Below are 20,801 nucleotides of genomic sequence, written 5' to 3'. Positions count from 1 at the left end.
GGCTTTTCGCTCTCACCAGAAACGGCGTCTTCAAGGTTCTGCTTGATGCGATTACCTAACTGCGTTGTAGTGTTAAGAGATCTCTTGAAAGCTGGTATGACTCTGACGGAGGCATTGAGCCATTTCGGAGATGGGATAAACAAGAGTAAATTGAAGTATCTAGCGACTTTGCCATCAGAACAAGGTAAGCCCTTGTCAGAAATTTGGAGCGGTCACATTCCTCCGATGTATCGTCTTGTGTTGCTGTCTGGTGAAGAGTCGGGCCATTTAGAGGCGGCTCTTTCATCGTTGATTCGACGGTTTTGGGAGGAACACTCTTGGAAAAAGTCGCTATGGAAACTGGCGGCTTATCCATCGTTCTTGTTCGTCATGACTCTGTTCGTCAATCTAGTGACAATGCGGTTTGTTTTGCCTGAGTTTCAGAGGATGAACTTCGCTCTCAGCACCAGTCACTGGGCCCGTAGCTCCCCACTTCTAAAAATATCTGAATTGTTTCCTGGGGTATCTGCATTAGCATTGGTGCTCATCTTCCTGCTCCTTAGTTCTGCCGCGCTTTACTATCGCTTTGGACGCCGAGACATTGTCCAATCGCTCAAGAACTTTCCTCTTCGTACCTTTCTTTTAAATCATCAATCGCGCGTCATGGCTGAACTTCTTTCCACTCTGTTGTCTGCAGGTTTTCCAATCGTGGAGTCACTCTACTACATTGACGAGATAGGGGGGCCAGGATGGCTCAGTACGAGAGCAGTTGACATAGCGAAGAGGATACTTGCTGGTCAGACACTCGAGGAAGCCGTGGGAAGCTCCTTTGGAACTCACATGACGCGGATGATCGCTTTGGCAGAGAGAACAGGAGACCTAGCTGAAACTTTTCGCAGGAGCGAGAAATTTTATCAAGAGAAAATCCATCGAGATTTGGAAAGAACGTTTCAATGGATGGAGCCGGCCCTGACGGGATTCATCGGACTTTCAGTAAGTGCGACCATCTTTACGGTCTACGCGCCCATGTATCAGATGATTCAGGAGATATCTGTCCAAATCCCCAAATAGGAGGTCACGAAATGCATCAACGTAGGAATAGTTGGAACATTCCTTTGGGCGACCCTTCGTGTGCTGGTTTTACATTTATTGAGATGATGGTGTCCGTATTGATTGTTGCCATCATGATTGCGGTAATATCGCCGAAACTCGCGAATGCTGGTCATCAAGCAGAAGTTACGGCAAATACTCAGAACGAACAGATTATCTCTGCTGCTTTGTCTGAGTATCAGTTGATGTACCACTCCGTCCCTTCGGGTACTAGCGAGGAACAACTGCAGACTCTAGTGACCGACAATCTTATTTCCTCCATTCCGGTCGATCCGCTTGGAGGACAATACATTATTGACGATTCCGATCCATCCAACATTTCGGTAACCACGACCGATGCGGCGAGTTAAGCTGTCGCCGATTGCCCACTGTTCGAATCATGCACCGAATGTCACTCACCGAGGATATCTTTTGTTGAATGACGCTGGAAAGTCCGGATTTACGCTTCTTGAAACGATGGTCGGAGTGCTCCTAATGTCTATTCTCTCAGTAGGTATGGTGCCATTATTCGTCCCGGTGATGAATTTTGTGAATGTGCAAGGAGCTGCGGAGCAACTTACCTCGGCTTTACAAAACATGCAGAGTGTCGCGAGGTTGACGGACGAACCAACGACGTTGTTCCTAGCCCCGTATAATCCGGAGTACTTTCTTTACACAGACCGCGGTTATGTGGATATGCGGAAGTTTCCTGTGGGAGTCCGTTATCAAGATGGCTATTTAGAGATGATGACGGGGAAAATTTCGTACGCTCCGTCGGGGATTTCTTCGACTGCAGGGACCGTCGTGCTTGAATCTGGTTCGTCATCCGCTTCCGTTCATCTGTATATGGGTAGTGGTTTGGCGGTTAATGCGAGGTGGCTGCCGTGAATTTCATGGAAGTGATGTTCGCGTTGTTGGTATCGTCGATTGTTGGTGCATTTGCTTGTCTGTCGATGACCACTGCGATTCAGATGAGTGTCAAAACGAACGATATCCTTTCTGTTGACCAACAACTCGAAAATGCTGAAAGTTACGTTTTAGCGGGAATGAAGGAACCTGCCTATGCGCGTGGTAGAGTGGTGCAACAAGTCGAACCGACTCCTTATGCTGGTGTGTCCGTTGTGAAACTGGAGGTGCTGACACCGAATGCCGCTGACGTCATTTACATCCCCACCCATGAATCGCTCAGCCCTGCAGACTAGCAGCACGGGGTTTGTCTTACTGGAAATCTTGCTCAGCGTTCTGATGGGTGCCTTGATACTTACCCTCACCGGGGAATTATTGCATGGTTCATTAGACGTCATGAGTCATTGCTATCAACAGAATGAAGTCTCTATTGATGACTCGCGTGTTCTATCCATGGTGAGAAAGGACGTAGAGGCGGCATTGGAAACGCGAATTATCAATGGGGAATTGTGGTGCGAATTAGGCACAAGACATTGGACTTACTATCGCGTAAACTGGAGCCATGAACTCATTCGTCAACTCACCTCTGGTGGGGATTCGGTCGTGGCTCTTCATGTCAACTCTCTGCAGGTGAATCAACTTCAGTCGCTGATGTTGGTCACACTCACGATGACCAACGGGAGTAGGTTATCTTTCACGGCCTGCCCCGTGGCTGGGAATCAAGTATCATGAGAAACGGCATAGGAAGTGCGCGAGAGCAAGGCTACGTTTTGCTAACTACGCTCGCCGTGGCACTGGTGGTGGCACTTATTTCCGCAGATATCCTTGGAACCACTCTCCAAGCTTACCAATCAGCCGTTCTAAACTCGGGCAGTGTTCAAGTGTCCGCTGTAGCTCGGGGCGTGGCAAACCTCGTGCGAAACGACTTGTCGTCCGCTAAACCTGTGCCGTTTCGCACAATGAGTGTAGGTTCCATTCAGGCTCTCGTCGAAATGGATGGAAGCAATCCCGTCCATGTGGTCGTTTCGGCACAGAATACAGACGCGCGCACCAAGATTGTCTTTGAGTATGATAGACTGACAAAAACCGTGCTCCAATGGACAGACCCATGTCCGTGGACATCGGACTGCCCATGAGGTGAGAATTGCCGAATGCTTTGCGAGAGGATTGCGTTGGTTGGTATGATGGGCACTGGAAAATCAACCATCGCCCGACACTTATCAGCACGTCTTGGCGTTCCCTGTCTCGACTTAGATGACATGATTGAGACTCGAATTGGGACGAAAATTCCCTTGTATTTTAAAGATTGCGGAGAGGCGGCTTTTCGAGATGTGGAACAAACCCACTTGGAAAGTGTCACTCGAAGTGACTTCAGAGGCGTCTTGTCGACTGGAGGAGGCATTGTTAACCGAAAGGAAAATCGCGATTTATTAAGTCGCGAATGGTACTGTATTCACCTCGTCACCGATACTCACGAATTAGTGCAACGGGTTCTGAAAGATTCCACTATGGAGCGCCCGATGCTTCGTGGTGCAGAAGATGTCGAACAGAGTCTCAATCAACTTTGGGTCGAGCGACGCGACTTTTATGCAAAAGTGTCGCGCCTCGAAATTCAGACGTCTTTCAAGTCTCCAGCTCAAATTGTAGAAGAAATTTTACACGTCACATCGTTTTCACAGTGAAGGAAGGACACCGTATGGATGGAGATTTTGTCCACATTCGTCGTATGATGCATCATATTCAGGGCGCTTCCAACGAAGTTGAATATCCGTTAAGCTATTTTTATAATTCCGTTCCGGAGTTGTCTTTGTGGAACGTCGACCGAGCGACCGTTCTTCGGGAGCGACCTCAACTGTTAGAATACATCGTCCAAAAGAAAATTTGTCAAGCGTGTCAAGGGTTCAGTTCGTGTGGAAAGCAAGGGGATATGAAAGGTTTTGTGCAAACGATAAGGCCTTGTACTACGGGCCTTTCCTTTGGAGCAGAGCGATGCCAGCCATTTTATGATTCGCAAGCTGCGTCTCGAGTACACCGTTGGCGAGACATTGTGGGAGTTGCAAGTCAAGACGCTCATTTCCGGTTTGACAATTATCCAGAAGAGCAGAGTTTGAAATATCCGAAGCTCATGACTTTTGCTCGAAACTTCGCAGAATCTTATACGGTGGGTCAACCCTCTGATGGAGCCTATCTATTTGGGCCGCCTGGTGTTGGGAAAACGCATCTCATGTTGGCTGTTTTCAATAGACTTGAGGAACGCAACATCCCCTGTTTGTTTCTACGGTCCGATACCATCTTTGATAGAATGAGACATATTCTCTCTGTGGATGGGGATCTGGACGAATTTCTACAAGCATGTTCTTCCGTACCAGTCTTAGGCGTGGATGAATTTGCACAAGAAAGAGCCAATGACTTCACGTTGGAAAAGTTGTTTCGGATCATCAATCAACGCTTTCACGCCAAGTTGCCAACTTGGTTTACGTCTAACTTTTCACCACCGCAAATCTATCGAAAAGGTGGTCAAGACCTGCAGGAATCGGTGGCGCCGTTGCGAAGTCGTATTTTGCAGATGGCACGTTTGGCCAAAATGGATGGGGAAGATCACCGACAGAGGCATTTAAAGTCTTTGACCTAAAGTAAGAGATGTTTCGCGGATGAGCCTATGTTCAAGCCTCTGCAGGCAGTCCGATGAGTCCTAGTTGTACAATCTTTACTTCGACGGTCGGTACGTACAACTTTGCCAGAGACTCTATCTTTCGAGATTGTTCGAGTTCCAATTCTTCATTCTGCTGTATGTCTTCGGTCCTTAGGCTGCGATAGTACAAGTTCAGTTGATCGTACTCAGTGTTGAAGCGCTGTTTGGCGCTTTCTGCCCAGTCGGTGGGGAGTTGTTTGATGAGTCGTTCCTGTTCACGCATGGCTCGATCCATCGCTTCGTCCAGTGGCAGCGAGATGTGTGAGAGCAAGCGACTCGGAGACACCGGAACCATTTCAAGATGGCAGATCTGCTCGTAAAACGCAGGGATAATTTGTCCGTTTTGCAAACAGACACCTATGGACCACCACATCTGTTTCGTCAGATCGCAGCGCATCGTTGTAACGCCGTTGCATAGTAACCAAGGTACTAATGTTCGTTGCCTCGCCTTTTGGAGGGCAGGCGATGGTTGACATACAATGAACTGTCCGCGTTTCGCGACGCTCGAGAAGATTTTGTCGAGACGAAACGACCCGTAGTCAAGTAGTTCGGCTTTCGGTGCTCTCGATGGCCCCGTCAAGAACGTGGAAAAGTCGTCGGGAGTCTGTCTCATTGCCTTGGTATGCTCTTCTTGCAAGCGTTGATTTTCTCGTTCCAATGCATTTTGCGTGAAAGCAAGCCGTAGCTGCGTTGTTTGCGCCTCTTGTCCAGACGCCTCGACCCACATCCAGTAGAACGGACGTTCAATTAATTCTTTGTCTACGTCTCGTGGTAGCTCGTATTCTCGATACTCTGTGTCTTGATAAAGGCACTTTGCACTGACGGCTTTAAAATAACTGTCCACAAACTTCATCAACGAATTCACGTTCTGCAAAGAAGATGTCATGTTTAGTGATACACGCTTTCTCTGTTTTTTTGAGTTGCTGGACATCCGCTGTTCGGGTCCAAGGCACTGCGTAACTCCTCCATCGAGTTCGCGGTAAGAGACAGTTCGAGCAATCGACGCTCATATTTTTGACCAAACTCAGGACCAAATATCGGGTCTATTGTCCCCACCGCTGATTCGAATAAAGCAATTTTCTCCATGAGAATTTGCACAATATGTTCCTCGAGTGTCCCTTCAGTGACCAAATTGTGGATTTTGCAAATGCTTGTTTGGCCGATCCGGTGAATCCGGCCGATTCTTTGCTCTAGTCGCATGGGATTCCATGGCAAGTCTAAATTGATCATCTCATTGCAAAATTGCAGGTTAATCCCTTCTCCTCCGGATTCTGTTGCGACCAGAACTTTTGCCTTTTTTTCGAACAAGTCGGTCATCCAGTCTTTTTTGCTCTTTTTATATCCTCCTCGAAACAGCACTGTAGGAATACCGCATTGCTTGAGGCGATATAGCAGATAATCTTGCGTAGCTCGAAATTCCGTGAAAATAATACATTTTCCGGGAGCTTGGTTGCATAATTCAATCGCTCGTTCCACTTTGGTAAACACTCTGATTTTCGATGCAAGATGCATAAATTGTGCAAAATTCTCCACGTCCGATGCGTCGCTCGCTTTGCGCATCATTTTTTCTACCGAGATCATGGCAGCATAGGTGGAACTGCAGACTTCTCTCTGCAGCGTGAGTAAGGGTAGAACGGATTTTTTGCGGCTCACGCGTTGTTGATATTCGGAACGAAGGAACGCCTGAATGGAATCGTAGAGGCAGAGTTCCTCCGGGCTCAGCTGCACATAACAGGTTTCTACGTCTCGCTTTGGCAGATAAACGCCGCTCTCGCCCCGTCGATTTCGAATGAGAACTTTCCCGACAGTATGGCGTAGTTCTTGCGGGTTCTTCACTTTGCGTTTGGATGAGACGTGTTTTTCCGCAAACTCTTGATGACTTCCGAGTTGTCCTGGACGTAGCAGTGAAATGAGGGCGTGAAGTTCGTCGAGGTCATTTTGGATTGGAGTTGCGGTCAGCAGTAGGACGTACTTCTTCGACAGTCGATTGACGAGGTCCCAATTCTTTGTCTTTCTATTTTTGAGTTTGTGCGCCTCATCCACCAGGACGACGTCCCATTCTTCAGAGAGCAGTTCTGACCGATGTGGTTCTCGTTTTGCAGAGTCAATGGAGCCTACGACGATGTCGCGTTTCCAGTCTGCCATATGTCTTTGCGGGTGCGCAGCAATGCGAAACTTTTGATTCAACTCTCTGGACCATTGCAGAACCAGAGAAGTAGGTACCAACAGGAGTATTTTACGAGCAAGGCCGCGCAGGAGATATTCTTTAAGTACAAGTCCTGCCTCGATAGTCTTGCCCAGACCGACTTCGTCGGCCAAGATGGCCCTTCCACGCAAGTCTTGCAAGACCTTCTTTGCTGCTGTAACTTGATGGGGGAGTGGATGAAAGCCGAAGACGTGGTTGAGGCTCAGAAGTTCCTCGAAATCTGGGGCCAGTTGTGATTGGAAAGATTCTGCGGCCAATTGAAACATGCGCCAATCCGAAAAGTTCGAGGTGTCCAAGTCTGCAGCGTCATGGTTGCATAACATAGCCGTTTGTATGTATCCTGTAAACGCATGTCTCAATTCTTGTTGAACCCAAGTGACGGGCACAGAAAGGCCCAGTTCGCCTTTATTCTCAGTGGAAGAGTTGGATAATAATTCGATATGATGCATACTATCCATGTCGAACCTCCTCTCTGACGGTCGGCCAGTCTTTCTCTTTCGTCCACAGAGTGTGTACGATAGTAAGCGGATTCATGCATGACAGCAAATGTTTGTAGAGGTGAATTCATACTTGCTTTAAATGTCTTGAAATCTAACTTCGATGTCTACGATGTCGTCGGTGACAACAGGAGGTCTGGAAATGACGTTGAAACAGACACCGCTATTTGAAATGTATGGAGAATTAGGCGCAAAGACGGTCGAATTTGGCGGTTGGAACATGCCAGTATCTTTTCAAGGAATTCTTGATGAGCATCAAGCAGTGCGAACGGCTGCTGGGGTGTTCGATGTTTCTCATATGGGAGAGTTTGAGGTCATCGGCAAACAAGCCATGGACGCCGTGCAGTACCTGGTGACGAACAACATATCGAAACTGCAACCAGGCGCCGCAATGTACACGCTGATGGTCAATGAACATGGTGGCACTATCGATGACCTTCTCGTTTATTGTTTCGACGCCCAAAAGTATTGGCTGGTCGTCAATGCCGGAAATATTGCTGGGGACTTGGCGTGGGTTCAAGACAAGGTGTCTCGTTTTGATGTGGAAGTCAAGGACATTTCCGATGATACGTCCCTCATCGCTCTGCAGGGGCCAAAATCGATTGAGATTCTATCCAAGTTGACCACTTTACCCATTCGCAGTCTCCCGTCCTTTCAATTCCTGGAGGGAGACGTAGCATCCGTTCCATGCGTTGTCTCTGCAACGGGTTATACTGGTGAGTTGGGCTTCGAGTTGTATGTTTCCGCAACGCGCTCGGTTTCCCTGTTTCGCGCTTTGTTGGATGCGGGCCGAGAGTTTGGCGCGGTGCCGTGCGGGCTAGGCGCACGCGACACGTTACGCTTAGAAGCTCGGTTACCGTTATACGGGCATGAACTGAATTCGTCTATTACTCCCTTAGAGGCTGGATTGGGTATGTTCGTAAAGTTCGACTGCGGTGACTTTATCGGCAGGGATGCTTTGTTGAAACAAAAAGAGGAGGGCGTTCAGCGAAAACTTGTCGGATTTCGCCTTCTCGAACGAGGGATTGCGAGAAGTGACGCATCTGTTCATCAAAACCAACGGGAAATCGGCAAGGTGACCTCTGGGACTATGTCACCTACGCTAAAGAGTGCCATTGGTCTAGCCCTCATCGCAAGGGAGTCCGCTGAAATTGGCAACCGAGTAGAGGTCGAGGTTCGTGGAAAACTTATTCCCGCTGAAATCGTGAGAACGCCGTTTTACAAGAGAGTATCGCCTCCCTGACGGCACGCAGACCGACTTTGTTGCGCGTTTTGAATCGCCTCTTGGCAAGTTTCGTTGATTCCGAGAATCGTCCATCCGTCTTGCGAAGAGGCGAGTCGAGTGATACTTCCGTTATGGATGTATGGTAGGTCCTTCCGACCGAGGGCTTCGGCAATTTTGCGGATAGATCCGCCATGGGATACACATAAGACGCGCTCTGCCTGAGTCTGACATGCCCCGATGTCGTGAAGCGCCGCAAATAGGCGTTCCTCCAGTTCTGCGTCACTTTCTTCTCCTGCAATTCCGTCTGGAAACCGTTCGGGAATATCATCAAAGACTACGCCTTCTGCCTCTCCCTTTCGGCGCTCACGAAGTCGTATGTCAGGAATCACTGTGGCGTCTCGACCACGCGCAATGCGGGCGGCAGTGGACATGGCACGACCGAGGTCGCTGGAATAAATGCGGTCAAATCGGATGTCTTGTAACTGCTGAGCGAGCTGTTCGGCCTGATTCATTCCTGTCGCGTTTAGAGGGATATCGGACCAGCCTTGGACTCGCTGATCTAAGTTCCAATCGGTTTCTCCGTGTCTAACAATCCAGATTTCCAAAGCGTCTGCACCTCCTGCATCGGTCTAAGCACGTTAGAGATTCATTTTACATGAGATACAAGTGAATGTGACCTGCTCATCGGACTGCTACGCGACGACTTTTAGTATAGCAAGGCGTTATGCTACAATAACACCGATTTTAGGCAAAGTGTGCTCAGTTGAAGGGGTAGGGTGAGACACGTGGATGGAGCACCGAAAATCCTTCTGGTCAATGGGCCAAACTTGAATCGTTTGGGCAGCAGGGAACCCGATGTCTACGGAGTGGACACACTGACCGACATTGTTCAATCGGTGGAAGAAGTGGCGATGTCATATGGTGCACAAGTGATGGCGCTGCAGTCGAACCATGAGGGAGATTTGATTGATTTCATTCAGACGGCCGGTCCGTCAGCCATGGGCATGGTCATCAATCCGGGCGCCCTTGCACACTATGGGTATGCACTGCGCGACACCATTGTCGACATCCGCGTTCCAACAATTGAGGTACATATATCCAACGTGCATCGCCGGGAGTCATTTCGTCATCGACTTGTACTTGCCGACATCGTTATAGGCCAGATCATCGGTCTTGGAACTGCGGGATATGTACTGGCTACCACGGCATTATGCCAACGCTGGATGAACGCTCAGACACCCAAAGAAAGAAATAACAAAGCTGCGGCTTTGGTCGACGGAGGAGACTCAAATGATTTCGAGCAATGATTTTAGACCTGGCACGACCATTGAATACGATGGAGACATTTACAGAGTCATCGAATTTTTACACGTGAAACCGGGAAAAGGTGCTGCATTTGTTCGAACGAAGTTGCGCAATGTAAAAACCGGATCGATCAAGGAGCAAACCTTTCGTGCTGGCGAGAAAGTGCCACGCGCTCGCATCGAGACAAGAGAGATGCAGTATCTCTACAACGACGGAGAACTGTACACGTTTATGGATACGGAGACTTTCGAACAAATTACGATTCCAGGTTCTCAACTGGAGTATGAATTGAACTTTCTCAAAGAGAACATGAATTGCTATGTGGTCCTGCACGAGGGCCAGTCCATTGGCTTAGACTTGCCGAATACGGTGGAGTTAGAGGTGACGGAAACGGAGCCTGGCATTCGCGGTGACACGGCTACAGGAGGAAGTAAGCCTGCTACGGTGGAAACCGGGTACGTCTTGCAAGTTCCATTCTTCATCAATATTGGCGAGCGTCTAATTATTGATACTCGGTCCGGTCAATACGTGTCCCGCGCGTGACAGGTCGCAGTCACCCAAGCGACCACTCGGAGGGTGACTGCGGATACGCCGTCCGAATGGCGCAGTGCAGGAAGGCAACCCGCTGTTTACGGTCTTCATGAGGCCCGTTCCAGCGGTTGCTTTTTCTTTATGAAGCTAAATACCAAAGTCATCAGCAGTAAAAACACAATTAAAAACACAACAATCCAACGTACTAGCACTGGTACCCCCAAGGTATATCCCCCTTTCTCGAAGGCTCCGCGCACTCCTCTTATCCAATGCAAATTTCATCCTGTGTGTGTCGACGAATGCCCGCTCTCCTCTGCATGCTTGTCATAGGTCCACGTGGTTGTCCATATACATGGACTCATCAGGGGGTGAATCAGGTCGGTGGCTACCCATGCGACGAACGACGCTGCCGATCACGCCGTCTCGCTTCTCCAACGCCTCTGCCCGCCGTCTACGTTCCGGCTGTTCGAAGATGTTCCGCTGTCGGTTTGGAAAGAGGCGGAGGAGGTGCGCTTTCGGAGAGACCAGCCCATCCAGATATTAACGTCGAATCGCGAGTACTTTCTCAGGTCAGATGGGTCTTTGACATCCGACTGGACCACTGCCATGTTACTGCCGCAGGAACAGTTTGCGAGAATTCTGCAAGCGGTGACGCAGTCCTCCCTCTATGCCGTGGAAGAAGAGCTACGCCGTGGTTTCATCACGATTTCCGGGGGACATCGCGTCGGGGTGGCCGGTCGAGCCATTCTCAACGAGAACGGGCAGGTGCAGACATTTCGTTCTATCCGGTCGCTTGCCCTTCGCATTGCGCGAGAGCGCCGTGGTGTAGCCAACAAGCTCATCCCGTCTCTGTTTCAGCGTGGACAGGCGCACAGTACGTTGCTGTTGTCCCCTCCGCAATGTGGCAAGACCACGCTTCTCCGAGATTTGGTGCGCGTCTGCTCCTACGGCGCCAGGCCCACCATTACGCCAGCGAAAGTCACGGTCATCGACGAGCGTTCGGAGTTGTCGGGTCACTGGGACGATGAGGTGATGTTCGATCTCGGTCCGCGCACGGACGTCTTGGCGGCCTGTCCAAAGGCGGAGGGTATGATGATGGCCATTCGTTCCCTTTCTCCAGAGATTGTCGTCACCGATGAAATTGGCCGCGAGAACGACGTGGACGCCATCTTAGAAGCCGTCAATGCAGGAGTGTTGGTCTTTGCGTCAGCCCATGCTGGCAGCCTCGAGGAGTGGCGCAGGCGGCCGAGTATGCAACGCCTGTTTTCGAATCGGGCGTTTACGCGCTACGTACTCCTCAGTCGTCGATTGGGCCCGTGCACTGTCGAAGCGGTCTATGACGAAACTGGACAGAACGTGCCTAAATAGAGGGCCAATGCGGGGAAAGAGGGGAGTCGCGTGGGATAAGGCTCATAGGGTCCATTCTTGTGCTCATTTCGACCACAGGGCTTGGGTTTGGGATGGCTCGCATGTACCGTGCTCGACCACAGCAAATTGCCCACTTGGCGCAGGCCATTCGTCTGTTGCGCCAAGACATCGAGTTTGGACAAATTCCGTTAATTTCTGCGGTTCAGCGGGTGGGTGACAGTCTGCCGTCTCCTGTTTCTCAAGTGTTCACAGAGATTGTCGATAGACTTTCAAAACGATGCACCGCAGAAGAAGCTTTTCACCATGCCGTTCGCCATGTTGGAGAATCGACAGCGATGAATGCAGCGGATTTTGAGCCGCTCCTTGCCATTGGTTCCGTGGTTGGAACTAGTGACCGCAGTCACCTTTCGATGGAGATTGATTCAGCACTCATCCGCTTACAGGGACGCGAGGCGGAAGCGATAGAGGCGCAACGAAAGAATGAACGACTGTGGCAATATCTTGGAATTTTGACGGGACTTCTCTTGATATTGGTCATGTGGTGAGGTGTACGCGGGGCGACTCGGAAAACAAGTGAGAGGCCCCAAGGAGGGAAAACGATGTCGCCCGAGGTGCGTTCGATTTTTCAAATTTTTGGTGTCGGATTTGTCGTGGCGATGATGAACGCCCTGCTTCGCCATAGTGGACGAGAGGACTTTGCACAGTGGACGACGCTCGCCGGCGTGATTGCGGTGTTGGTCATCGTGATTGGATATGTCGATCACCTGTATCAAGAGATCACGCGTGTATTTTTGAACACTCAGTAGGTGATGGAGTGCATATTCTCCAACTCGTTGGCGTGGGTTTGACGGCGACTGTTCTGGCGACCGTCCTGCGCTCTCAAGCACCTCAATTTGCCATGTTGGTCGCTCTTTTGGCCGGTGTCGTACTGTTTGCCAACATTGTGCACAACTTGCAGTCCGTGCTTGATACGCTTCAGGGACTGGCGAGCAATGCCCATGTGGACGCGGGTTTTCTGGCCACGGTTTTGAAGATCATCGGAATTGCCTACATTGTCGAGTTTGCTGCCCAAGTCGCGCGCGACGCAGGCGAAGGAGCGTTGGCTGGCAAGATTGAATTGGCTGGCAAAGTGGGCATTGTCATCCTGGCCATCCCCATTGTCAATGATGTCGTTCAGTCGCTGGTACATCTGCTTCCATGAGGTGGGAGGCTCGGCAATGCGAAGGGTCTCGTTATCGCAAGGGTTGTCCGTAGGTCTTACCTGTTCTTTAACACTCGTTGTGCTGCTGTTGGCGCATACACCGACGGTTTTTGCCAACGGCATGGCAGCATCCGGCATCGATGCTCTTCACCGCGCGGCTGGCGCCCAATTAGACCATCTACCAACGCAGGAGATCGACCAGTTCTGGCAGCACTTACAACAACAATACGGGGGTTACCTGCCCGACGACTCTGGACCTTCGTTAATCAAGTCTTTGTTGGATGGGGGCTTTCAACCCAAACATCTGATTTCCGGGTTGACGCGTTATTTTCTTTCTTCGGTGGTCGATCACGCTCGACTCGTAGGAGGCATTCTCATCTTGACGGTGGTTGCAGCCGTTTTGGAGACGATGCAGGCTGCCTTCGAACAGCAGACGGTCAGCCGAGTCGCATACGCTGTGATTTTTCTGGTTCTGTTGGTGCTCGCTATCGGGTCGTTTACGGAAGCCATCGCAACGGCGCGACACGCCATTGAAACCATGGACCATTTTATGTTAGCGACAATTCCTCTCTCGGTGGCGCTGTTGGCTGCATCGGGTTCACTGGCATCGGCGGCCTTCTTTCAACCGATGATGTTGTTCACGGTGCACTTCATAACGAATCTCGTCTTTTTTATCGTCTTTCCCCTTGTGTTCTTCAGCGCCATTCTCGATGTCACGTCGACGCTCTCGGAGACGTATCGACTGACGCGATTGGCGAGCTTGATGAGAGCGTCGGGACTCACGATTTTAGGGCTCGCGTTGAGTGGATTTCTCGGCGTCATCACCATTCAAGGGGTTGGCAAAGGCATTGTCGACGGAGTGGGCATGCGCGTCGTCAAATTTTCTGTTGGAACCTTTGTTCCCGTAATTGGAAAGGCTGTTTCGGATGCGGCGGAGACGGTGTTGACCGCATCTTTGCTGGTCCGAAACGCGATCGGTGTCGCGGGGCTGGTCATCATAGCTGGAATCACCATTTTTCCAGCTTTAAAGATTTTGGCGATGTCTTTTCTCTATAGCGGCAGTGCCGCTTTGATGCAACCCCTCGGAGATTCTCCGATGTTGTCTTGTCTCGGCACGCTAGCGAAGTCGATGCTTTTGCTCTTTGCTTGTGTGATGGCGGTGGGAGTCATGTTCTTCCTTGCCGTGTGCATTCTCTTGGCCGCATCCAATCTGGCGGTGGTGATGGCTTGATATATCTAGGGGCGTGGTTAAAGAGTTTGGTCGCGTTGGTGCTCTTGGCTGTGTTCACGGAGTTGCTACTTCCAACAAGCGCTTTGCATCGCTATCTGCGGACCGTCTTTGGACTTGCCATCATTGCGGCAATGCTGCAACCATTGACGCCGCTTTTGCACACAAACTGGGCGAAGGATTTAGAGCATTCGGCGGGATTGGAATTTGACTCGGGCAGAACGAGCGATGCCTCTCCCGAATCGACCGCATCTGCGCAAGCCAATCGCGTGCAACAGGAATTGCAAAGTGAAACCGCGACCGATGCAAACGATATTTTGTCTCGAGAGCTTCGTGCTGCCATCGTGCAGCACTTCCATCAGGCGCCGGACTTCCTGTCTGTGTCGGGCCTTGAAAGTGCCAATCCGCGCATTCAAGTCTCGGAATTGGTCGGAGTCCCGGACCAAAAATTGGCGCAGTTTGTGTCGACATGGGTGGGTATTTCGCAAACGGCAGTGACGGTTCGCGACAGCGGTGAGGGAGGGGGACGTGGATGGACTGGAAACCGCTCTTGAAAAACAAGACATTACTCGTCATCGGATTGCTCGGGCTGGCTTTGCTATTCTTCGGGACCATTTGGCGCAGCGGATCGACCCGAGTGGACAACAGTGGACCCAGTATGCTGTCTCGGTCTCAAGCCTCTGCGTCGGCAACGGGTGACGCAGTTAGGGGGACGGGGGACTCGAGCAACCTGCTCTTTCAAGAAGAGAAAGAAGAGGATGAGCAATTGGAAGCGATTCTATCTCAGATTGCAGGGATTCACGGTGTCCATGTGATGGTTGCCTTGAAATCTGCGGAAACGATTCAATATGCCGAGAATCAGCAGATTACGAAGAGTACCACCAGCCAAAATGGAACGAGTACGACAAATTCATCGACGACCAACAATCAAATTTTCACTGCTAGAAACAGCGACGGTTCTGAAGCTCCACTCGTGATAGCGCGAGACGAACCGCGCGTGTCCGGTGTATTGGTCACGGTCGCAGCTAACGACTTTGTGATTGCTCAATCAGAAATCATAAGCGCAATCAAGAATGTGTTGGACGTGCCTGCATATAAGATTAGTGTGGAGCCCCAAAAGGTAGGCTAGACACAAGACTGGGAGGAATGCGAGCGATGGTTAAACGGCAAACCGTGTGGCTATCAACGATGATGGTGTTGTCCTTAATGCTTATCGGTTATTACACGATGAACAATCCGTCAGAAACGACCTCCGCCGAAGGAGGAACCGCGACAACTTCGGTGGTGGCTCCGACGGTGACATCGTCAAGCGGATCGACATCAACCACGCCAGCCGCGAGCGCTGGAACAACCAATCCGAATGACTTTTTTGTATCGACCCAGACGCAACTCGACAAAAACATGTCTGAGCAACTGGACAACTTGCGGTCTGTCGTCGCAAATGCGAATGCTTCACCTGAGCAAATTGGCAATGCCGAGACCTCTATCAAACATATCATGGACTTGCGCGGAGAGATGGCAAATGCCAGAGACGCAGTGCTAGGGGATGGCTATAAAGAATGTGTCATTGTTCCGGATGCTAGCGACCGCTATACGGTTTACGTCGAATCGAAGGCAATTTCTCCGACCGATGCGGTCAAAATCATGAATTTAGTTTCGCAGCAGTTGGGTGTTTCAATGGCAAATATTATTGTTACTGCACACGCTTGAGTTTATGGTGTAGCCCCCGTCCATCGGTTCGGGGGTGTTTTCTCGTGGGGGTTGACCAAAATTGGGATGAGACCATCTCCTCGCTGTGATATACTAGGGCGGATAACCTTAAAGTAGGAGTTTTGAGGAGTGACCACACGGTGTTTAAAATTGGTGAAATTCGAGAGCTCATTCGCTTGTTGGATGAGACCAGTGTTCAGGAGTTAAAGATAGAGACGGATACAATGAAAGTCTTTATGAAAAAAGCAGACCATCTTGCGTCGGCTGCAGAATCCGCCGCAAGGTCGTTACAGAGCAGTCCTGTTCAGGCCTCGAACCCTCTGCAACCGGCGGCCGCGACTCCTTTTTCGGGCGCCTCTTTAGCGGAATCTCAAGAGAGCAAATCTGTCGAACAAGTGGCCAGCGTTCCCGAAGGACATCTCATTACCTCTCCGATGGTCGGCACCTTCTATCGTTCACCGTCTCCTGAGGCGCCAGCTTATGTGGAGGTCGGCAGCAAAGTGGACAGCAAGACGGTCGTTTGCATTGTCGAAGCGATGAAGCTGATGAACGAGATTGAGGCTGAAGTCAAAGGTGAAATTCTCGAAATCATGGTCGAAAATGGTCAGTTGGTCGAATATGGTCAACCCTTATTTCGAGTACGCCTCAGTTAAGGAGCTATAGCGATGTTCAAGAGAGTTCTTATTGCGAATCGTGGCGAAATTGCTGTTCGGATAATTCGTGCCTGCAAAGAGATGGGCATAGAGACCGTAGCGGTCTATTCTGATATCGATCGCCTTGCGCTGCATGTTCATATGGCCGATGAAGCGTATTGCATTGGACCCGCTCCGGCCAAGTCTAGCTATTTACATATCCCGAGTCTGATGTCCGTCGCGACTTTGACGGGTGTAGACGCCATTCATCCTGGATATGGCTTTTTGTCTGAGAACAGCGACTTTGCAGAAGCCTGCGAAGCCTGCGGTATTACCTTCATTGGCCCAAGTCCTCGTGCCATCGAAATGATGGGAGACAAGGCCGTTGCCAAAAAGACCATGCAGGCTGCTTCGGTTCCGACCGTCCCAGGTAGTGACGGCTTGTTGGCAGATGACGAAGAAGCGGTCCGCATCGCCCGTGAAATCGGTTTCCCGGTCATTATCAAAGCTACAGCTGGTGGAGGTGGCAAAGGGATTCGCATTGTCCGCGATGAAGAGTCTCTCCGTCAAGCGGTGCTGACCTCTCAACGAGAAGCGGAGGCCAACTTCGGAAATGGTGGCGTCTACTTAGAGAAATACATTGAGCGGATGCGTCACGTCGAAGTGCAGATTCTAGCGGATCGACATGGCAATGTGATTCATTTGGGTGAGCGAGATTGTTCCGTTCAGCGACGGCTGCAGAAGTTGGTTGAAGAGTCGCCCTGTCCAGTTTTACCCGAAGAGACACGGGCTGCCATGGGTGCCGCAGCAGTGGCAGCAGCCAAAGCCGTCGACTATGTCGGAGCCGGGACGATTGAGTTCATCTATGCGGATGACGGGAAGTTTTACTTTATGGAAATGAATACGCGCATTCAAGTGGAACATCCCGTGACCGAGTGGGTTACTGGGGTAGACCTCGTTCAAGAGATGATTCGTGCAGCTGCAGGTGAGCCGCTAAGCTATAGCCAAGACGACATTGTTCTGCGCGGGCATGCTCTCGAATGTCGCATCAATGCGGAGGATGCATCTCGGAATTTCATGCCGTCGCCGGGGACTGTCACTGAGTACTGGCCGCCAGGGGGCATCGGCGTCCGCGTGGATAGTGCTGTTTATCCTGGATATACCGTGCCGCCTACTTATGACTCCATGATTGCCAAACTCATTGTATGGGCACCCACTCGACGTGAAGCGATTGCCCGCATGACGCGGTGCCTGGAAGAATTCCGAATTGAAGGTATCCGGACGACCCTTCCGTTTCACCTCGCGTTGATGGAAAATGAAGCTTTCGTTGCTGGTGACGTTTCTACTCGCTTTTTGGAGGAACACGAGATTCGTCCGCTGGATATAGTAGAATAGGTTACAGGCGCGTCCAACTGAGCTACAATGGGTATACGGTGGATGGGACTCGTCATACGATGAAGGCAATAAAACTTTCAAGGAGTGACGAGAATGCAGGATATGGATTATCAATCTACGGAATTGGGAAAGATTCAAATTGCTGACGAAGTGCTTCAAATCATTGCTGGCTTAGCGGCTAGTGAAGTACCAGGCGTAGCTGGCATGAGCGGTTCGTTTGCAGGCGGATTGACGGAGTCACTCTTGGGGCGCAAAAACCTGAGCAAAGGCGTCAAAGTTCAATTTCAAGAAGGGGACCGCGCCTGCACGATTGACGTCTCGGTCGCACTCCAGTTTGGCGTGAGCATACCGGAAGTCAGTTTGAACGTTCAAGAAAGAGTCAAAAATGCAGTCGAGAGTATGACAGGGTTGCAGGTTGAGTCGATTCACGTCCATGTCGTCGGAGTAGTGTTCCAAAACGACAAAGAGCGAAATGACAAGGACCGAAACGACAAAGAGCGCGAATCGGGAGAGATGGTGCTTCTTCCAGAAAAGAGATCGCCACGCCCGTAAGCTGGATGGAATCGGGGGATGACAGTGAGTATTCTAGACCGCTTCTTGCTGGTGCTTTTTTCACTGCTCGGCATTGCAGCATCGGTTGCCTTCGGAGCTCTCGCGTGGGCAAACTACGGAAGCGCATCCAGTTGGGAGAATGTCATCAGGTCTTATCCGGGATATATCTACGTCACGGTGGCTGCGGCAGTGTTATTGTTGCTTTCCCTTCGTTTTCTGTTTTACCGTGCGTTCCGTTCGACGGTGGATTACGTTGAGCTACAAGGCGCTTATGGACTGGTTCGCATTTCTCACGACACACTGGAGCAGTTGTCGGATAAAACAGGCAAGTCCATTCGCGGCGTGCATGATTTTGCCACGCGAATTCGGCAGGTGTCGGATGGTGTGATTCTCTACACGAAAGTTCGGGCGCTTCCAGACGTTGAATTGCAAGCTCTGAGTGAACAAGTGCAGACGTCTGTCAAAGATTACGTCGAACGCATTGCTGGTGTCCGCGTTGCAGCGGTCAGTGTCAACATCGTGCAAGTAGCTGGCCAATCAGTCAAAGGTGCGAAAGCGTGGGTGGATTGACCCGTGCAGACGATACGAGAGTGGTTGCAAAAGCTGTGGACGGTGCGCAGGCGATGGCTCGGACTGGGAGCCGGTTGCCTGTTGTGGATTCTATGGATGATTTTTGGCTTTTGGTCCGTCGTCCTGTTAGCCTTTTTGGCAGCTATCGGATTTTTTGTTGGGCGCGTCTCGGAAGAACGCAAATCGTGGCGTGAAATTTTGGACAAACTGTTGTCAGATAGATATATGGAGTGAAAATTCTTGACTCGACACGAAGCGAGAGAATGTGCCGTACAGTCCCTCTATCAAATGGACGTCGGTGGGTCCACAGCATTGGCTGCCATTGCCTACTCGGTGGAGGAAAAGAGACCGAGCGATGCAGACTTGGAGTTTATCCGTCTTTTAGTTGAAGGGACTTTCCAGGCGCAACAAGAGTTGGATTCGATTCTTGAACATCATATGGAACATTGGGAATTGGGCCGCATCGGAAAGACGGAATTAATTGTCTTGCGCTTGGGTGCTTTTGAACTTCTTCATTGTCCAGATACAGACATAGCCGTTGCTATGGACGAGGCGGTCGAGTTGGCCAAGGAGTATGGTGCAGAAACGTCCGGGCGGTTTGTGAACGGCGTGCTCTCGAAGCTCGTTGAGAGAGCGACCGAGGTGCGATTGCCGTCGTGACACAGAGCATGGGTCTGGAGACAGGTACCGTCGACGTCGTTTTAGGTCTTGACACGAGCAGTTATACAACCTCGTTATGTGCCATTTCTTTGCAATCAGGAAGTATTCTAGGGGACAAACGGCGCGTGTTGCCGGTCGACTCAGGACATGTTGGCCTTCGTCAGTCAGAAGCTACGTTTTTACACCAGCGCCAATTGCCTGAGTTGATGTTCGGCTTACACGAAACGTTTCGCTCTCTGGATATTCGAAAGCCTGTGGTGCGATGTATTGGGGTTTCGGTGCGCCCGCGCCCTCTTATGACTTCCTACATGCCTGTATTTCAAGCGGGCGCCTCACTCGCACACTCGTTGGCTCATTTTTTGGAACCCATTCCTGTTGTGCAAACCACCCATCAGGAAGGCCACTTGGCGGCCGCGGACTTTTTTTTGCCGAATGTAGAAGAGCAGCCATTCTTGGCAGTGCACTTGTCGGGGGGGACGTCCGACGTTCTACTCGCGGCCCCGACTCGATTCGGCTATCGAATTGAAGAGATTGGCATAGGTGCTGACCTGCATGCGGGTCAATTTGTCGATCGCGTTGGCGTCGCTCTTGGCCTTCCCTTTCCTGCGGGCCCGCAGATGGAGCGCCTCGCTTTGTCTGTGCTACCTGGCCAAGCGGATACCTTCCATTTGCCGACATCGGTGTCTGGAACGTCTATGAGTTTCTCCGGTCCTTGTTCAGCAGCCATGCGCTCGATTAAAAATGGAGTCGCCCCGCCGTTGATTGCCCATGCGGTCATGCGTAGCATTGCGACTGGGGTCATCAAGGCGATTCATGCGGGTTTACAACATCATCAGGTCGGTCACGTTGTCATCGCGGGTGGGGTATCGTCCAATCGCTGGATTCGCGACCGTATTGTCCATCGTCTAGCGATTCTTCACCCTGGACTGAAGGTTCAATTCGCTCCACCGAAATATAGTTCGGACAACGCATTGGGAGTTGCCGCGATAGCACGAAAGTTCATTCTGTCCTAACAGTGGAAGTCGATTGGACAGGCGTTTCGGCAGCGAGTTCTG

Annotated in this window: 28 protein-coding genes and 1 pseudogene; 26 read left to right on the top strand and 3 right to left on the bottom strand. The window is 50.8% G+C overall.

The annotated features are described in order from the left end of the window. From M4I36_RS02440 to zapE, 8 genes are all read left to right on the top strand, one after another. On the top strand, positions 1-1,050 hold a 1,050-nt coding region (locus tag M4I36_RS02440; RefSeq protein ID WP_258110065.1), incomplete at its 5' end, for a type II secretion system F family protein. Positions 1,051-1,061: 11 nt separating this feature from the next. Then, complete coding sequence (locus M4I36_RS02435; RefSeq protein ID WP_258110064.1) at positions 1,062-1,439, top strand: competence type IV pilus major pilin ComGC; 378 nt, start codon at positions 1,062-1,064, stop codon at positions 1,437-1,439. A gap of 64 nt (positions 1,440-1,503) precedes the next feature. Continuing rightward, the gene (locus M4I36_RS02430; RefSeq protein WP_258110063.1) at positions 1,504-1,956 is read left to right on the top strand and encodes a GspH/FimT family protein; all 453 of its coding nucleotides are present in this window, start codon (positions 1,504-1,506) and stop codon (positions 1,954-1,956) included. Next, a complete protein-coding gene (locus tag M4I36_RS02425; RefSeq protein ID WP_258110062.1) occupies positions 1,953-2,270 on the top strand; it encodes a hypothetical protein in 318 nt (105 codons plus the stop codon). The genes M4I36_RS02430 and M4I36_RS02425 overlap by 4 nt, the downstream gene beginning before the upstream one ends. Continuing rightward, complete coding sequence (locus tag M4I36_RS02420) at positions 2,215-2,706, top strand: PulJ/GspJ family protein (RefSeq protein ID WP_258110061.1); 492 nt, start codon at positions 2,215-2,217, stop codon at positions 2,704-2,706. The genes M4I36_RS02425 and M4I36_RS02420 overlap by 56 nt, the downstream gene beginning before the upstream one ends. Beyond that, entirely contained in the window at positions 2,703-3,110 is a 408-nt protein-coding gene (locus M4I36_RS02415) for a hypothetical protein (RefSeq protein ID WP_258110060.1), read from the top strand. Before M4I36_RS02420 ends, M4I36_RS02415 begins: the two co-directional genes overlap by 4 nt. Positions 3,111-3,125: 15 nt before the next feature. Continuing rightward, positions 3,126-3,656 (top strand): shikimate kinase, encoded by a 531-nt coding sequence (locus M4I36_RS02410; RefSeq protein ID WP_258110059.1) that lies wholly within the window; start codon positions 3,126-3,128, stop codon positions 3,654-3,656. A 14-nt stretch (positions 3,657-3,670) separates the two neighbouring features. Beyond that, positions 3,671-4,606 carry an AFG1/ZapE family ATPase gene (gene zapE, locus M4I36_RS02405; protein ID WP_258110058.1) on the top strand — a complete coding sequence of 312 codons (936 nt, stop codon included), beginning with the start codon at positions 3,671-3,673 and terminating at the stop codon, positions 4,604-4,606. A gap of 31 nt (positions 4,607-4,637) precedes the next feature. Here the strand turns inward: zapE and M4I36_RS02400 are convergent, their stop codons facing one another. Further along, positions 4,638-5,519: a YqhG family protein gene (locus M4I36_RS02400; RefSeq protein ID WP_258110077.1), complete on the bottom strand. Its 882-nt coding sequence runs from the start codon at positions 5,517-5,519 to the stop codon at positions 4,638-4,640. Positions 5,520-5,554: 35 nt separating this feature from the next. After that, positions 5,555-7,330: a DEAD/DEAH box helicase gene (locus tag M4I36_RS02395; RefSeq protein WP_258110057.1), complete on the bottom strand. Its 1,776-nt coding sequence runs from the start codon at positions 7,328-7,330 to the stop codon at positions 5,555-5,557. 181 nt (positions 7,331-7,511) lie between these two features. Between M4I36_RS02395 and gcvT the strand changes: the two genes are divergently transcribed. Next, complete coding sequence (gene gcvT / locus M4I36_RS02390; protein WP_258110056.1) at positions 7,512-8,612, top strand: glycine cleavage system aminomethyltransferase GcvT; 1,101 nt, start codon at positions 7,512-7,514, stop codon at positions 8,610-8,612. Here the strand turns inward: gcvT and M4I36_RS02385 are convergent. After that, positions 8,588-9,199 (bottom strand): histidine phosphatase family protein, encoded by a 612-nt coding sequence (locus M4I36_RS02385; RefSeq protein WP_258110055.1) that lies wholly within the window; start codon positions 9,197-9,199, stop codon positions 8,588-8,590. The two genes, gcvT and M4I36_RS02385, sit on opposite strands and share 25 nt — an antisense overlap. 180 nt (positions 9,200-9,379) lie before the next feature. Here M4I36_RS02385 and aroQ point away from each other — a divergent pair. The 17 genes and pseudogenes from aroQ to M4I36_RS02300 all read left to right on the top strand — a co-directional run. Beyond that, positions 9,380-9,811: pseudogene (gene aroQ, locus M4I36_RS02380) on the top strand (type II 3-dehydroquinate dehydratase); the annotation flags it as partial. 73 nt (positions 9,812-9,884) lie between these two features. Further along, positions 9,885-10,442, top strand: coding sequence for an elongation factor P (gene efp, locus M4I36_RS02375; RefSeq protein ID WP_258110054.1), 558 nt, complete (start codon positions 9,885-9,887; stop codon positions 10,440-10,442). A 369-nt stretch (positions 10,443-10,811) separates the two neighbouring features. Then, positions 10,812-11,798, top strand: coding sequence for a stage III sporulation protein AA (spoIIIAA, locus tag M4I36_RS02370; protein ID WP_258110053.1), 987 nt, complete (start codon positions 10,812-10,814; stop codon positions 11,796-11,798). After that, entirely contained in the window at positions 11,795-12,343 is a 549-nt protein-coding gene (locus M4I36_RS02365) for a hypothetical protein (RefSeq protein WP_308660970.1), read from the top strand. The genes spoIIIAA and M4I36_RS02365 overlap by 4 nt, the downstream gene beginning before the upstream one ends. A 54-nt stretch (positions 12,344-12,397) precedes the next feature. After that, a complete protein-coding gene (gene spoIIIAC / locus M4I36_RS02360) occupies positions 12,398-12,604 on the top strand; it encodes a stage III sporulation protein AC (RefSeq protein ID WP_258110051.1) in 207 nt (68 codons plus the stop codon). A gap of 8 nt (positions 12,605-12,612) precedes the next feature. Further along, entirely contained in the window at positions 12,613-12,999 is a 387-nt protein-coding gene (gene spoIIIAD, locus M4I36_RS02355) for a stage III sporulation protein AD (RefSeq protein WP_258110050.1), read from the top strand. Between the two features lie 16 nt (positions 13,000-13,015). After that, complete coding sequence (gene spoIIIAE / locus M4I36_RS02350; RefSeq protein WP_258110049.1) at positions 13,016-14,230, top strand: stage III sporulation protein AE; 1,215 nt, start codon at positions 13,016-13,018, stop codon at positions 14,228-14,230. Continuing rightward, entirely contained in the window at positions 14,227-14,781 is a 555-nt protein-coding gene (spoIIIAF, locus tag M4I36_RS02345) for a stage III sporulation protein AF (protein WP_258110048.1), read from the top strand. The genes spoIIIAE and spoIIIAF overlap by 4 nt, the downstream gene beginning before the upstream one ends. Further along, positions 14,760-15,356: a hypothetical protein gene (locus M4I36_RS02340; protein WP_258110046.1), complete on the top strand. Its 597-nt coding sequence runs from the start codon at positions 14,760-14,762 to the stop codon at positions 15,354-15,356. Before spoIIIAF ends, M4I36_RS02340 begins: the two co-directional genes overlap by 22 nt. 26 nt (positions 15,357-15,382) lie before the next feature. Further along, complete coding sequence (locus M4I36_RS02335) at positions 15,383-15,937, top strand: SpoIIIAH-like family protein (RefSeq protein WP_258110045.1); 555 nt, start codon at positions 15,383-15,385, stop codon at positions 15,935-15,937. Between the two features lie 140 nt (positions 15,938-16,077). Next, positions 16,078-16,590: an acetyl-CoA carboxylase biotin carboxyl carrier protein gene (gene accB, locus M4I36_RS02330; protein ID WP_258110044.1), complete on the top strand. Its 513-nt coding sequence runs from the start codon at positions 16,078-16,080 to the stop codon at positions 16,588-16,590. Between the two features lie 12 nt (positions 16,591-16,602). Beyond that, positions 16,603-17,964 carry an acetyl-CoA carboxylase biotin carboxylase subunit gene (gene accC / locus M4I36_RS02325; RefSeq protein ID WP_258110042.1) on the top strand — a complete coding sequence of 454 codons (1,362 nt, stop codon included), beginning with the start codon at positions 16,603-16,605 and terminating at the stop codon, positions 17,962-17,964. 93 nt (positions 17,965-18,057) lie between these two features. Beyond that, complete coding sequence (locus M4I36_RS02320; protein WP_258110041.1) at positions 18,058-18,516, top strand: Asp23/Gls24 family envelope stress response protein; 459 nt, start codon at positions 18,058-18,060, stop codon at positions 18,514-18,516. Between the two features lie 18 nt (positions 18,517-18,534). Then, entirely contained in the window at positions 18,535-19,086 is a 552-nt protein-coding gene (amaP, locus tag M4I36_RS02315; protein ID WP_258110039.1) for an alkaline shock response membrane anchor protein AmaP, read from the top strand. A 3-nt stretch (positions 19,087-19,089) separates the two neighbouring features. After that, positions 19,090-19,320 carry a DUF2273 domain-containing protein gene (locus tag M4I36_RS02310; protein ID WP_258110037.1) on the top strand — a complete coding sequence of 77 codons (231 nt, stop codon included), beginning with the start codon at positions 19,090-19,092 and terminating at the stop codon, positions 19,318-19,320. 6 nt (positions 19,321-19,326) lie between these two features. Then, positions 19,327-19,746, top strand: a complete 420-nt coding sequence (gene nusB, locus M4I36_RS02305) for a transcription antitermination factor NusB (RefSeq protein WP_258110035.1) — start codon at positions 19,327-19,329, stop codon at positions 19,744-19,746. Then, a complete protein-coding gene (locus tag M4I36_RS02300) occupies positions 19,743-20,759 on the top strand; it encodes a tRNA (adenosine(37)-N6)-threonylcarbamoyltransferase complex transferase subunit TsaD (RefSeq protein ID WP_258110033.1) in 1,017 nt (338 codons plus the stop codon). The genes nusB and M4I36_RS02300 overlap by 4 nt, the downstream gene beginning before the upstream one ends. The last annotated feature ends 42 nt before the right edge of the window (positions 20,760-20,801 follow it).

The organism is Alicyclobacillus sp. SP_1 (genome assembly GCF_024706985.1).
Taxonomy (GTDB): Bacteria; Bacillota; Bacilli; order Alicyclobacillales; family Alicyclobacillaceae; genus Alicyclobacillus_I.
The sequence above is the reverse complement of the archived record's forward strand: the minus strand, read 5'-3'. Positions and strand labels throughout refer to the sequence as shown.